The 14,018-nt window shown below is 72.0% G+C and carries 10 protein-coding genes; 4 read left to right on the top strand and 6 right to left on the bottom strand.

What is annotated here, in order from left to right; translation table 11 throughout:
* Nucleotides 1–1,066, bottom strand: a 1,066-nt coding sequence (locus D7Y21_RS18075; protein WP_121714657.1) for a lysophospholipid acyltransferase family protein, incomplete at its 3' end; no start/stop codon positions are given.
* A gap of 237 nt (nucleotides 1,067–1,303) precedes the next feature.
* On the opposite strand from D7Y21_RS18075, the gene D7Y21_RS18070 reads away from it, so the two are divergent.
* On the top strand, nucleotides 1,304–1,561 hold the full coding sequence (locus tag D7Y21_RS18070; RefSeq protein ID WP_255424219.1) for a PPC domain-containing protein: 258 nt from the start codon (nucleotides 1,304–1,306) through the stop codon (nucleotides 1,559–1,561).
* Nucleotides 1,562–1,667: 106 nt separating this feature from the next.
* Here D7Y21_RS18070 and D7Y21_RS18065 read toward each other — a convergent pair whose 3' ends face one another.
* Nucleotides 1,668–2,402, bottom strand: a complete 735-nt coding sequence (locus tag D7Y21_RS18065; RefSeq protein ID WP_233612169.1) for a hypothetical protein — start codon at nucleotides 2,400–2,402, stop codon at nucleotides 1,668–1,670.
* Nucleotides 2,403–2,434: 32 nt separating this feature from the next.
* Nucleotides 2,435–3,043, bottom strand: a complete 609-nt coding sequence (locus D7Y21_RS18060) for an RNA polymerase sigma factor (protein WP_233612168.1) — start codon at nucleotides 3,041–3,043, stop codon at nucleotides 2,435–2,437.
* A 150-nt stretch (nucleotides 3,044–3,193) separates the two neighbouring features.
* Here D7Y21_RS18060 and D7Y21_RS18055 point away from each other — a divergent pair, with 150 nt between their 5' ends.
* From D7Y21_RS18055 to D7Y21_RS18045, 3 genes are all read left to right on the top strand, one after another.
* Nucleotides 3,194–4,450 (top strand): hypothetical protein, encoded by a 1,257-nt coding sequence (locus D7Y21_RS18055; protein WP_121714651.1) that lies wholly within the window; start codon nucleotides 3,194–3,196, stop codon nucleotides 4,448–4,450.
* Nucleotides 4,451–4,457: 7 nt separating this feature from the next.
* Nucleotides 4,458–5,213 (top strand): hypothetical protein, encoded by a 756-nt coding sequence (locus tag D7Y21_RS18050; protein WP_121714649.1) that lies wholly within the window; start codon nucleotides 4,458–4,460, stop codon nucleotides 5,211–5,213.
* 112 nt (nucleotides 5,214–5,325) lie between these two features.
* Nucleotides 5,326–6,447 carry an Ig domain-containing protein gene (locus tag D7Y21_RS18045; protein WP_121714647.1) on the top strand — a complete coding sequence of 374 codons (1,122 nt, stop codon included), beginning with the start codon at nucleotides 5,326–5,328 and terminating at the stop codon, nucleotides 6,445–6,447.
* 10 nt (nucleotides 6,448–6,457) lie between these two features.
* Here D7Y21_RS18045 and D7Y21_RS18040 read toward each other — a convergent pair whose 3' ends face one another.
* From D7Y21_RS18040 to D7Y21_RS18030, 3 genes are read right to left on the bottom strand one after another with little or no spacing between them, the layout of a single operon-like run.
* Nucleotides 6,458–6,988: a hypothetical protein gene (locus D7Y21_RS18040; protein WP_120566339.1), complete on the bottom strand. Its 531-nt coding sequence runs from the start codon at nucleotides 6,986–6,988 to the stop codon at nucleotides 6,458–6,460.
* A 16-nt stretch (nucleotides 6,989–7,004) separates the two neighbouring features.
* Entirely contained in the window at nucleotides 7,005–10,073 is a 3,069-nt protein-coding gene (locus D7Y21_RS18035) for an outer membrane protein assembly factor (RefSeq protein ID WP_121714645.1), read from the bottom strand.
* A gap of 14 nt (nucleotides 10,074–10,087) precedes the next feature.
* Nucleotides 10,088–14,014 (bottom strand): translocation/assembly module TamB domain-containing protein, encoded by a 3,927-nt coding sequence (locus tag D7Y21_RS18030; RefSeq protein ID WP_121714643.1) that lies wholly within the window; start codon nucleotides 14,012–14,014, stop codon nucleotides 10,088–10,090.
* Nucleotides 14,015–14,018 lie beyond the last annotated feature (4 nt).

Below are 14,018 nucleotides of genomic sequence, written 5' to 3'. Positions count from 1 at the left end.
CCGTCAGGCCCCACCACCACACGACGGACACCACCACCGCGGTGAGGAACTTCACCGTGGCCTGGATGTCCAGCTCCGCGCGCCGCGCCGCCATCCGGGGCAGCGGATACGGAAGCGCGAACACAGCCAGCCCCAGCGCGAACAGCGGCAGCCCGAACACCAGCCGCGCCAGCGTCTTCACCGCGAACGGCACCACGTTGCCCGGGCGGTACTCCACGGACAGGTCCTCCGGCCGCGCCGCCTGCACCAGCGCCATCCGGCTGCCGAATGAGGACAGGTGCTGGCGCAGGCGCTCGTAGCGCTCCGGCTCCTGCGTCCGGAACAGCCGCACCCCGCGAGCCCACAGCCGCAGCCGCTCCGAGTCCAGCACGCCGCCCTGGCGGAAGGCGTAGAGCTGCTCCGCCACCTGCACCACCGGCAGGTCCGCCCACTGCTCCAGGTTCAGCGTCACCGCGCGCAGGCCCTCCGCCACCCGCTCCGTCAGCGCGCGCACCGCGTCCTGCTCCCCCGCCGCGTCCTTCGGCAGGAAGGCCGTCACGTCGATGGGCGCTCCCTGGTCGATGAGCACCTCGCTGCGGAAGACGTTCTTCTCCGCGTAGGTGAGGCCCACCGGGACGATGCGCACCGGGGCACCCTCGCGCGCGGCGTTGAGCGCGATGCGCGCCGCCCCCGTCTTCAGCTCCGCCAGCTCCGGCTCCGAGTGGCTCTTGCCCTCCGGAAAGATGGTGATGGCCCGCCCCTGCACGAGCGCGCCCTTCGCCGCCTCCAGCGTGCCTTCGTTGCGGCCCATCTGCGTCGGGTCGTCCTGCTTGCGATACACCGGCAGCGCGTCCAAACCCTTCAACAGCCACCCGATGACGGGCAGCTTGAACAACGGCGCCTTGGCCATGAACGTCACCTGGCGCCGCGTGAGGATGAACACCAACGCCGGGTCGATGAGCCCGTTCGGATGGTTGCCCACGAAGAGCACCGGCCCGGAGGGCGCTTCGCCCGGGGCATTCACCTTCACCCGGTAGAAGAGCCGCAACGCCAGCGCCACCACCGCCCGCACACACGCGTAGAACACGACGCGGACTGTATACCGGCGACCCACCTCGGGCCCGTTCGTGATCCGGACACTGTCACCGCCAGGGGCGGGAAAGACCCTCTTCCCCGACAGCCCTCCGGATTCAGCCAGTACAGAACAATCCGGTGCAGCGGCGATCCACGGGAACGCTCCCCCGACACACCCCTTTTGCGCGGGCTTTGAAAAGCCGCGACGCACCTCGGGAGGGCACCCCATGAAGCGTCTGCTGTCGCTGGGCTGGGCCGCCGCCACCGTCACGTCGTCCTCGCGGTCCATACGGACTGGGGCGACCCGGCCTACGACCTGGACCTGTATGTCTTTGGCCCCAACGGAGAGCTCGTCGCGACCAGCGCCGAGGGCACCTCCACCGGTGAGGCCGTCACTTTTTCGAACCCACCCGCCGGTACCTGGCGCGTTCAGCTCAAGGGCTTCCTGAACGTGGCCACGCAGTACACCGGCACCGCGGAAGTGGATCGCCGTGTCCAGCGTCCGTAGTCACTCACGGACCCCACAAGGCACGACAGTCCCCGCCCCCCTCCTGTGCTCGCACGGGAGGGGGGTTGTTCGTTCGAGGGGTTGGGTGAAGTGATGCGCAGGCGGATCAGCGCGGCTGGAGCGTCACCTGCGTGTCCGCGACGGTGCGGCCCTGCGCGTCCGTGAAGCGCGCGCGCACCGGCACCGGCCCCGTCAGCCATCCGCCCTGCACGGGCGTGCTGAAGGGCAGCGTGACGTCCACGCCCGCGGCGACCTCCGGGGCCGGACCCTCGCGCGGGAAGAAGCGCAGCGGTTCGCCTTCGGAGGGCAGCCCCTCCAGCGACAGGCGCACGCGCTCCGGCGCGGTGTAGCTGAACTGCACCGCGTTGCCCTCCGCGCACGTCAGCGTCCCACCGGGCCGGGCCTCCGCCAGCACCGTGCCTTCGGGCGAGATGCAGAAGGCGCGCACGCCCCAGGCCCCTGCGCCTGGAGCGGATGAGCGCGCCTGCCACTCCGGCACGTCCTGCTCCCGGCGCTCCAGTGTTGGAGCCACGACGACCAGCGCCACGGTCGCCGCGGCGGCGCTCAGCGCCAGGGGCATGAAGAGCGGGGACGCGAACCACTTCCGGCGCTCGGGCGCCACCACCGCACGCGCGGGGGCGGGCTGAAGCCTGGCGAACAGCGCCTGCTCCAGGAGCGCGCTCCGGGCATGGGGCAGCGCCCGCTGCTCCAGCACCGACTCCACGCGCGACAGCCGAGTGTACGTCTCCTGACAGTCAGGGCAGGTGGCCAGGTGCTCGCGCAGGCGCTCGAAGCCGTCCGCGTCCATTCCGTCGCGGCCCTTCTCGAAGAGCGCGGCCATGGCCTGCTTCATCCGGCGGTCGTCACATCCACTCATCGCGCACCCCGCCGCTTGAAGAAGCTCCAGCCCTGCGTCTCCAGGTCCTGGAGGTACCCCTTCGACTGGAGGAACCCCAGCAACCGGGACTTCAACCCGAACTCACGCCGCCGCACCTGGATGCGCGTGAGCCCCAGCGCCGTGGCGGCCTCCTCCTGGGGCAGGCCCTCGCTGAAGCGCAGCTCGAACAGCCGATGTTCTTCACGTGACAGGCCGCCCTTGAACGCCGCGAGCAGCGCCTCCACCTCGCGGTCCTCCAGCAGCGCATCCAGCCCGCCCTCCTCGGAGGAGGACTCGGTGAGCCCCTCGAAGGCCTCGTCCCGGCCCACCAGCTCGCGCTCGCGCGACTGCTCCAGCAGCACGTTGCGCGCGATGCCCATCAGGAAGTGGGCATAGGGACGCGTGCCGTTGTAGGCGGCGCGCGTGCGCGGCTCGAAGGCGCGGGCGAAGGTCTCCAACAACGTGTTCTCCAACTCCATCGCGTTCCTCAGACGGGTGAAGGCTCCCCGCCATGCGGCCGCCTTGAGCAGACGAGCGAGCGGCTCCGCGTGCGCGCGATACACCTCCGCCAGCACCTCCGGGGTGCCTTCGCGAAAACGGCGCAACGTGTCGTCATCCCACTCCATCCCTCAAGGGCTTACCGCGACCGTCGCGGTCCCGTCATCCGCATGTTGTCGCGAGCGGCCACGGGTGGATTGTCGGTCGCGGCCCATGGCATTCTTTCGCACAGCGCATCGCGCAAACCCTTGATGCCTATGCCCCCTCACAGGCCGCTGGTCCTGGGTGTTCTCCTCGTCCTGGCCGGGACCGCCGCGAGCGCCGCGCCGGAGCAGGTGCATTACGCCCTCATCGTGGCCAGCAACACGGGCACGGAACCGTCCCAGGCGCCCCTGCGCTACGCGGACGACGACGGCGCCCGGTACTACGAGCTGTTCGCGCCCCGCTCGCGCGAGGTGGTGCTGCTGAGCGTGCTGGACGCGGAGACCCAGGCCCTGCACCCGGGGCTCGCCGCGAAGACGCGCCCGCCCACGCACCCCGCGCTGAGGGCCGCGCTCGCGCGCCTGAACGCCCGCATGGCGGAGGACCGGGCGAAGGGCGCCGTGCCGGTGCTGACCTTCGTGTTCGTGGGTCATGGCAAGCGCCGCGCCGCGGGTGAAGGCTCCGTGAGCCTGCTGGACGGGCCGCTGACGCGCACGGAGCTGTATGAGCGCGTGGTCGCGCCGAGCAAGGCGTCCTTCCTCCAGCTCATCGTGGACGCGTGTGATTCCTACTTCTTCGTCCACTCGCGCGGCGCACTGCCGGTGGGCCCAGCGTACGTGGACGCGGTGAAGGGGCTGTTGGGCAACCGCGAGCTGGAGCGCTTCCCGCAGGTGGGTGTGGTGCTGTCCACGGCCTCGGAGCAGGAGAGCCAGGAGTGGAGCGCCATCCGCTCCGGCGTCTTCAGCCACATGGTGCGCTCGGCGCTGTCGGGCGCGGGCGACGTCAACGGGGACGGCAAGGTGGACTACGCGGAGCTGCGGGCCTTCGTGGCCGCCGCGAGCCAGGGCACGGACGACGTGCGAGGCCAGCCGAACGTGTTCATCCAGCCGCCCGCGCTCAATCGCACGTTCGCGCTGACGGACCTGGGGGACGCTACGTCGCTGGGCTACCTGATGGTGCCCACGGGCCTGGCGGGCCGGCTCTGGGTGGAGGACTCGCGCGGCATCCGCGTGGTGGAGCTGCACAAGGAGCGCGAGCGCCCGCTGGTGGTGGCCCTGCCCGTGGGCCGCGGCTACTACCTGCGGAGCAGCGGCCGGGAGGCGCCGTTCGCCATCAGCCGCGCGTCGGAGGTGGTGGACGCGGGTGGCCTGCCCTGGCACGACGCCAGCGTGGCGGCCCGGGGCGCGGTGCAGGACGCGATGCGCGACAAGCTCTTCTCCGTGCCCTTCGGGCCGCGCTTCTACCGGGGCTACATGGCGAGCCTCGGCATCACGCCGTCGTCGGATGAAGCCGACGCCGCGCTGGTGCCCTGAACCTGCCATGAGCCTGCCCGCATCCCTGCTGTTGATGCTGCTGCGCATGTCGGCGCCCTGCGACGCGAACACGCGCGTGGTGCTGATGCCCTTCGAAAGGCTGGCCCTGCCGTCCACGGACGCGCGCGAGCTGGAGGACGCCACGCGGCGCGCGGTGGCCGCGTTGCCGGACGCGTGCCTGGAGTCGCGCGAGGACACGGTGGCGCGGCTGCGCGGCTCGGGCGCGGCGCTGACGGCGTGTGGCGACGCGGAGTGCCGGAGCGCGCAGGCCACGGCGCTGGGCGTGCGCAGGCTGGTGCGGGGCGTGGCGCTGGGCGTGGGAGGCAAGCGCAGCGTGGCGCTCACGGTGACGGATGCACGAGGCCCGGAGACGCGTGCGCAGTTCGAGGCCCCGGCCACGACGCCGGGCGAAGCGGACGCGCGCGCGAGGCAGGCGCTCCAGCAGGTGTGGTCGCCGCTGGTGACGACGCAGGCGACGCGGGAGCCCCAGGGCTCCTCGCGCATGCTTCCCAAGGTGTTGTGGGGCGCGGGCGGCGCGGCGCTCATCGCGGGCGTGGGCTTCGGGCTGGCGGCGCGGAGCACGGAGTCGAAGCTGTCGAGGAACGGCGGTGACTGCGCCACGGCCGGCGAGGCGTTCACGGACTGCATCACGTCGCGGCTCGAAGCGGGCCGCCGCCAGGCGCGGACGTCCAACGTGCTGCTGGGCGTGGGCGCGCTGCTCGGCGTCGGGGGCACGGTGTCCTTCATCTGGGAGCTTCCATGAGCGGACAGATGGAGACACCTGATGGCCCCTCCAGGTCGCGCGTCCACTTGTCGCGGGCCCCGCACCCGCGCTACGCCCTGCGGGGTGCGACGCCCGTGACGGAGGCCCTGCCATGAGGAAGCTGCTTGCCGCGTTGATGAGCGCCACCCTCCTCGCGGCGGGGGCGTGCACGTTCGCGCCGGACCTCTCGCGCTTCGCCGCATGCGATGTGCCGGGGGGCTGCCCCTCCGGCACGTCATGCCTCGCCTCGGAGAATCGCTGCCTGCCGACCTGCGGCGAGGGCGGGCGCTGTGACGGGCTCGACGAGGATCCGGACACGAACGCGGAGACGGACGGCGGCGGCGCGGAGGTGGATGCGGGCACTGGGCCCGTCGGTGAGACGGACGCGGGCGAAGCCGACGCGGGCCAGGTGGACGCGGGCAGCGAAGACGCAGGTCCCACGGCCCCGCTCGCGCTGGAATCCAACGTCCTGATGGAGGGCACCGAGAACGTCAGCTACTCGGCGCAGATCCAGGCCAACGGCGGGACCCCGCCGTACCAGTTCACCGCCACCGCCCAGCTCCCCACGGGCCTCGCGCTCGACACCGCGGGCCGCATCAGCGGGACGCCCACGCGCGCGGGAGAGCTGGTCCTCCCGGTGGAGGTGTCCGACCGGAGCGTCCCGACGAAGCGCGCCAGCGCCAGCCTGCGGCTGCCCGTCCGTCCGCTGCTGCGGGTCGCGGGCCCGGAGCCGCTCGCGGACGCCGTCAACAATCGCGCCTACGCCGAGCGCATCTCCGCGACGGGAGGCAAGGCGCCGTACAGCTTCGCCCTCGCGCCGCAGCAGTCGCTGCCCGCGGGCCTGACCCTCGCGGCCAACGGCGGCATCTCCGGCACCACCACCCAGGCGGGGAGGAAGGAGTTCACGGTGGTCGTGACGGACAGCGACATGCCGCCCCAGACCACGACCGGCACGCTCTCCATCACCCTCACGGAGGCCGGGCTCGGCCTCAAGCTGGTGTCTCGTGCGGTGCCTGCCGGCCGCGCGGGCTCCGACTACAGCTACACCGTGCGCGCCAGCGGCACGGGCACCTGGAGCCTGAAGGACGGAGCGCTGCCCCCGGGCATCCTCCTGGACACGAAGGACGGCACGCTCTCCGGCAAGCCCATGACCCAGGGCGACTTCACCTTCCGGCTCGGCGTCGCGGACCTGCTCTTCTCCGACGAGCGCGCCTACACCCTGCACGTCGACTGAGGCGCGGGCCTCACGGGTAGCGGTCCACCACCTGGATGACGCCCGTGTTGTCCTGCACCACGGAGAAGCCCTTCATCGGGCTGGGATACGCGATAAGCCCCTCGCCGTCCCGGTCCCAGCGCGTGTCCAGCAGCACGCCGCAGAAGGGCACGGACGTGGCGCCGCTCTCCGGGGTGAAGATGCGATCATACCGGCCGAACACGCGGTGCTTCGTCACGTAGAGCCGCCCACCGATGCGCGCCCCCGGCAGCTTCGCCTCCCCTTCCGCCTGCGGCAGCGCGATGACGAAGCTGTAGTTGTACCGGGCCGGACCCGGGTGGTCCTGGATGCTGTCCACGATGACGGGGATGCGGTCCCCCACCTTCAGCCCCAGCCGCTCCATCTGGAGCTGCGCGCCGCGAGGACAGGTGCCCTCCGGCGGCATCCACGCGGGGCGCGGCGCCTTTTCCGCCGCGTCCGGTCCGTGCTGACACGCGAGCGCGAACAGCCCCAGCAGGCCCAGGCCCCAAACCACTCCACGGCGCGCAAGGTGGGTCCGCATGGGCGAAGGCCTCCGGTCAGAACGTCCCGATGCTGAAGTGGAACTGCGTGGGCGCTTCGTTGAGCGCTTCGTCGCGGTCCAGGTTGAAGCCCACGTCGAAGGCCAGCGGGCCCACGGGCGTCACGTAGCGCAGGCCCACGCCCGCCGCGTAGCGCAGCACGCCCGGGTCGAACAGCGTGCGGTCCTGCCACAGGTTGCCCGCCTCGAAGAAGAGCCCCAGGTCCACCGAGGCGATGGCCGGAACGCGCAACTCCGCCTTGGCCAGCGTGAAGAGCTCGCCGCCCTGGCTCGCGGGCACCTGTCCGGCGAGCACCGCCTTCAGGTCATCCGGACAGCCCGCGGGGGAAATCACGGCGCGGCACGCGGCCAGCCGCTGGTGCAGCACCTCGCGCACGTCCTGCGGCAGCACGCCGTCCTCGCGGAAGCCCCGGAGGCTGGAGGAGCCGCCCAGGTAGAACAGCTTGGACCCGATGTTCTGCGCCCCCTGCGTCAGCGGCACGATGGTGCCCGCGCGCGCGCTCACCGCCACGCTCGCGCGGCGGCCCAGCGGCGCGTACGCGCTCACGCTGCCGGACAGCTTCACGCCGTCGATGGGGAACTCCGGCACGCGGTTGCCCGCGACGTCCGTGGGGTGGACGCTGATGCCGCGCATGAACTCCACGCTGCTGCTGAGCACCATGCCGCGCCGGGGGTTCGCCGGGTCGTCGCGGAAGTCCAACGTCATGGACGGGCGCAGCGAGTGCAGCGCGAAGTCACCGTACGGGTAGCGCAGGCGCTCCTGGTCCGCGCGGTTGATGAGCTCCAACACGCCTCCGCGCGAGCGCAGCCGGTTGTTCTCCAGTTCGTACTGGAGCGACACGTTCACCCACGACGCCAGCGCCCAGTCCGCGCCCAGCACCGCCGCGAACCGCGTGGACAGGTACGACGGCCGGTGCACGCGCTCGCCAATCAGGTCCAGCCGCGCGCCAATTTCCTGCGGCGCCAGGAACGACAGCCGGGGCTGGGACAGCGCCAGGTTGCCGCGCCCGCCCAGGCCGCTGAAGCCATCCAGGTCGGACTCACACGCCTCGCCGGACAGCTCTCCCGTGGAGCACCCGGCCGGAAGCCGCGAGGACGACAGCGCCTCCGCGCTCGCGCCCGCGTAGTTCACCTTGCCGCGCGCCAGCAGGTTCAGCCCCCGGCCGTCCAGGTTGCGCCACGCCGTGTCCAGCGTGATGCGCGGACCGTCCACCAGGAAGTAGCCGCCGGACACCTCGCCGTCGATGCGCGGGCGCTCCTGCACCGTCACCAGCACGTCCTTGGAGGCTTCACGGCGGTTGGGGTCCGCCAGCGACACCTCCGCCTGGCGGAACAGCCCCAGCCGCGACAGCCGGCGCTGCGCCTCCGCCAGCGCCTCCACCGACAGCGGCTGTCCGGGCTTCAAGTCCAGCTGCGCCAGCACCACGTCCGGATCCGAGCGCGTCAGCCCCTGGAGCAGCACCTGCCCCACGCGCACGCGAGGCCCCAGGTCCGTGCGGTAGGTCACCTGCGCGGAGGTGCCGTCCTCCTCCACCGACACCGAGTTGCTCACGTGCGCGAAGAGGTAGCCCTCGCGGCCCAGTCCCCGCTCCAGCGCGGCCTGCGCCTGGTCCACCTTCTCGAAGCTCAGCGGCGTCCCCACGGGCAGGAGCAGGTTCACCCAGACGGGATCCACCTCCAGCGGGATGCCCAGGAAGATGGGCGCGCGGATCAACGCCCGGGGCCCCTCCTCCACGTCGAAGTCCGCCTCCGCCGTGTGATGGACCCGGTCCAGCGTGAGGCCCCGGAAGGTCACCTGCGCGGACGCGAAGCCCTGCTCGCGGTAGGCCATCGTCATCGCGTCCGCGGCCTCCAGCCACGTGTCCTCCACGTAGACCGTGGACGGGTCGGGCGGGGACATCACGCTCGTGTCGTTGCGCCGATCGCGGCCCTCCGTCTCCAGCGGATCCTCGCGCATGGGCAGGTCCAGCTCCGGCCACGTCTCCAGCGCCGCCACCTGGTTGGTGAGCATGGAGCGCAGCACGACGGAGGACAGCGCCGCGTTGCCGTGGAAGCGCACGTCCGTCACGCGCAGCGGGGCGCCCTCGTCCACCTGGAAGCCCAGCACCGCCGCGTCCCCATCCGGCCGGAGGACCTCCATCGCCCGCACGCGCGCGTCGTGGAAGCCGCGCCGCCGGTAGAACGCCTCCAGCCGCCGCGCGAGCCGCGCCGCCACGGTCTCGTCCATCGCCTCCTCGCCGTCGTAGGCCACCACGCGCGCCAGCAGCGAGTCCGGGAAGCGGCGGTTGCCCGCGAAGCGCAGGTGGAACGCGGGCCCCGCCGACACCGGCACCGCCACGGACGCCTCGCTGTCCTCCACGACGACGTTGGGCGTGCCCACCCAGGCCCGCCAGTGCTGGCCCTCGCGCAAGAGCACACGCAGCCGCTCCAGGCCGCCGTCCAGCTTCGCCCGGTCGAAGACTTCTCCAGGCTTCATCCCCAGCGCCTCCACCAGGCGCGGCAACGGCAGCGCGGGACTGCCGGAGAAGGTCACCTGCCGCACGCGGGTGGGCTTGCCCTCCGCCACCACCAGCGTCACCGCCACGCCACCCGCGGGCACCGGCCGCTCCTCCACCTGGATGTCGACGGCGTCGTAGCCCTTGCGCTGGTAGGCCTCGCGCACGGCGTCCGCCGCGGTGTCCAGCTCCTCTGGATCCAACGGCCCGCCCTGGAGCAGCCCGCTCGCCTCCAACAGCTCCCCGGACGTGAGGACCTGGTTGCCCCGCACCGCGACGTGCGACAGCAGCGGCAGCGGCAGGAGCTGGAACACCAGCCGCACGCCCCCCGGCACCTCCTGCGTGAGCGCCACCACGTCCGCGAAGCGACCCGTGGCGAACAGCTGCTCCACCGACTTGCGCACCGCGCCCGGCGTCAGCGCCTGTCCCTTGCGCAGCGTGACGAGCCCCGACAGCCCGTCCGGGGCCATGCCCTCCGGCAGGTGGAGCTCCACGGCCACCACTTCCGGCGCGTCATCGTCGTGGCCCACGGGCGCCGCGAAGGCGGGCAGCGCGCACACGAGGAGCAGCACCGCGGCCAGCGCGGCTACTCGACCTCCCAGCCCAGCTTCAGCTCGAGCCCGAGGTTTCCGAACGACGCCTGGCTGTTCTCGTTGTCCCACTGGGCCTGTGCGGAAAGACGGTCGTCGAAGCGGTACTCAGCGCGTGCCCGGGTGCCTCGCCCACTCACTGGCTGGGTCATCCCGATTTTAAGCTGCTCGGAAAGGAACTTCGACTCCAGTTGTGCGGTCGGCTCCGCCTGCCGGGTGGCGTCGTTGTAGGTGGTGGAGATTTGCAGGGACAAGTCCCTGAGAACGGGGTTGCTGGGCAGGAACCGGCGCACCTGCCGGTCCAGTCCTGACACGTTGAAGAGGGCCTCCGCCGCCAGACCGTAGCTCGCCGACGCGGCCGTGTCCTTGTCCGCGCTCGTCACCCCCAGTGTCAGCAGCGACAGGATGTCACCCTCCGTGAGCACCGGCTCCGAGGACAGCACGACCAGCGGGTTGGCCGGCCGGCCGAACGCGTGCAACTTCACCACGAACTCGCGCACCGACGTCTGCGCCTGCACCTCGAACACCGGGTCGATGCCGGACGCGTCGCGGAACTCCAGCTGCCCCTGGTCGATGGTGAAGAGGTTGTTGCGGAAGAACGCCTGGCTGCCCTCGGCCGCCTCCACGCGGCCCAGGAGCCCCGGCTTCACGTCCGTGCCAGTCAACCGCACGTCGCCCAGCAGCCGCGCCTTCGCCAGGTTGTTGTCCACGCGCACGTCACCGAAGTGCACGTTGACGTCCCAGGTGAAGAAGGGGTCCCTCGCGCGCTCGCCCCCTCCGCCCATGGCGAGGTTCGGCTTCTTCTGCATCGTCTTGAGCAGCGCTTCGATGTCCAACGGCTTCTGGTAGCGCAGCTTGATGATGTCCAGCCCACCCGTGACGGTGGGCCCCGTGGGCGGTCCCACCACCTGAAGCAGGCCGGACACGGTGAGCGGCAGGTCCTCCGTCATCCGGTACGGCACGGCATCCAGTTGCAGCGTCAGCGCCAGCCGCTTGGGCACGAAGCGCTCCAGCCGGATGTCGCCGCGCGCGGACACCTGGCCCTCGTTGACCTGGGCCTGCAGGTGCTCCAGCAGCACGCGCTGCCCCGTCATCTCCAGGCGGCCGGACATGCCGCGCACGGTGAGCGGCATGTCGCGCATGGACAGCCGCACGTCGGACAGCTCCGCGGTGCCCACCACCGACGGCGCGTCCAGCGAACCGGTGGCCTCCGCGTCCACGCGCAGCTGGCCGCCCACGCGCTCCATGCCGGGCAACAGCGGCTCCAGCAGCCGCACGTCCATGCGCCCCTCGCGCAGGCCCATGTTCATGGCGCGCCGGCTCACCCAGCCGCCCAACGAGAAGTCCACCGAAGCGCCGCTGAAGCGGAAGGGCTGCACGTCCAGCCGGCCGTTGAGGTACGTCAGCACGATGGGTCCCTGGTTGCGGCCGCGCAGGTCGCCCCGCGCGAGCGACAGCTCCCGCACCGTCGCCCCCACCGAGTAGCCCTCCGGTTGCAGCAGCGGTCCCTGCAGCGTCACGCGCCCCGCGAGCATGCCGGTGACACCCGCCAGCGCCGGCGTCTGCGGCAGCAGCGGCTTGATTTCAGGCAGCAGCAGGTCGACGGTGGAGTCGAAAAGGTAGGGCTCCTTCACCGTCATGTTCAGGTAGCCCTGCGCGTCGCGGAAGGGGCGCCCGGTGATGCGCAGCTGCTTGCCCTCCTGGCGCAGCGCGAGGTCCATGGCGCCCAGGTCGCGCGACGCGAAGGTGATGCGCGGGCCCTTCAGCGTGGCCTGGATGTCGGGCTTGTCCGCCGAGCCCGCCACGGTGCCCGCGAGCGCGAGCGTGCCCTGGATGCCCATCTCTTCCGCGGTCTCCTGCCCCACGGCCTCCGCGAGCGACAGGTTCTCTCCGCCGAAGCGGTAGTCCAGCGCGCCCGCGCTGAAGCCGAAGGAGCCCTCCACCCAGGTGCGCCCCATCCGGCCGTCCAGCACGGTGCGCTCCAGCACCATCTCCTTGCCGTCCACGAAGCGCAGCCGCGCGGAGCCCGCGCCCAGCCTGCGGCCCAGGTACGTGGTGTCGCGCAGGTCGAAGGCCACCAGCCCCTCCAGCTTCTCCAGGGGGCTGTCGATTTCGACGCGGCCCGAAGCCGCGCCGGCGAACTGGCCTTGAATCACCGCGATGGACGGGCTCAGGCCCGCCACCAGGTCCACCAGGTCCTCGGTGCGGCCCTGCGGCACGGTCACGTCCAGGCGCAGGTGCAGGAGGCGCGCGAAGGCGAGCTTCGCGTTGCCGAAGTACTGCGTGCGCCCCTTCTGGCCGGTGAGCGACGGGAAGGACAGCAGGCCATTCGAATACGACAGCTTCGCCTGTGTCACGCCCAGGCCGAAGCCCCAGAAGGTGAAGTCGCGCAGGGACAGGCTCGCGTCCACCTTCACGTCCGAATACGGCCCCACGATGGAGTAGTTCGCGGAGCCCTTCCCGGACCACGGCAGCTCCGCGATGTGGCCGAAGTCCGACAGCTCCAGCTCGCCGTTGCCCTGGATGTCCAGGCCGCGCGCGGTGTCGAAGTAGAGCGTCACGTCGCCGTGCACGCGCGAGCGGCCGGACTCCACCGTGAGGCGGCTGAAGGACACGCGGTCCCCGGAAAGCTTCACGGCCGTCTGCGCGCGGCCCCGCTCGAAGGTGAGCAGCGTCTTGCCGGCGCTGACCGGCGCGTCGAACGCGCGCGTGGCCAGCACGAAGCGGCCGCTGCGCAAATCCAACGGCCCGGACAGCGACGGCCGGGGCAGCAGCGTCCCGGTGAGGTGCGCGTTCGCCGTCGCGGGGAAGTCCACCCAGGAGCCCGCCACGCCCGCGCGCTCCAGGATGCGCCCGAAGGACGCGTCCTCCGTCTGGAGCGTCACGTCCACGGGCAGCTCCGGCGTGAGCTTCAGCGCGCCCGACAGCTTCACCTTGCCGGAGCCCAGCGGGGCCTCCAGCGACTCCACGCGCACGCGGTCCCCCGCGTACGACAAGCGCGCGTTGAGGCTCACCGGGCCGTACTGCTCATAGGCCAGGTTGCTCGCGGACAGGTCCGCGCCCACCGCGAGCGCGGACGGCTTCCCGGTGATGGACAGGCGCGTCCACAGGTGCCCGGTGGCCGGACGCGGCAGGAGCTTCGCCTGCGACAGCGTGCGCAGCGGCAGGAACACCTGCGCGTCCAGCGCGAGCACCGGATGACACAGCGTCTCCACCCGGCCGGACACCGTGGCGGTGATGTCGTCGAGCGTCACCTCCGCGCGCTCCACGTCCAACAGGCCTTCATCGGGGTCCAGCGCGCCGGTGAAGCCCAGCTGCCCCAGCGTCAGCTCGCCGCCGCCCGCGCCCAGGCGCACCACGCCCCGCCGTGCGCCCACCTCCAGCTCCATCACGCCCCAGTGCTCCACCCACCCCACGTCCAGGTTCTCCACCTCCACGCCCCGCCCGTCCGGCAGCGCGAGGCGCACCTCCGCGCCGGTGATGTCCACGCGCCCCACGCCCACGCGGGTCAGCGGCGTGAGCGGGCACGTGCCGTCGGAGGAAGGCGGGGCCGCGGAGGGCCGGGACAAATCCAGCGCCACGCGCGGATGGCGCACGCGCACGTGGCCCAGCATGAAGCGGCGGGACAGGGGCGACAGGAAGCCCAGCCCCACCTCCGCCTCGTCCGCGGCGAACAGCGGCGTGTCCCTGCCCGGCGCGAACACCGACACGCCGTGCAGCACCACGCGCGAGCCCAGCGGATCCAACTCGCACCGGCCGATGCCCACGTCCACGCCCAGCAGGTCCGGCAGGTTCCTGCGCGCCAGGGTGCAGGCGGCGTCCCAGGTGAACGGCTGACGCAACAGCAGGATGCTCCCCGACACCACGAGGAGCACCAACAAGAGCGCCTTGCGCGCTGCACTGTTGCGGCTGGGGAGGGACAAGCCG

Origin of the sequence: Corallococcus sp. AB045 (assembly GCF_003668895.1) — a bacterium.
Lineage (GTDB): Bacteria > Myxococcota > Myxococcia > Myxococcales > Myxococcaceae > Corallococcus > Corallococcus coralloides.
This window is presented reverse-complemented; position numbering and strand designations above follow the sequence as displayed.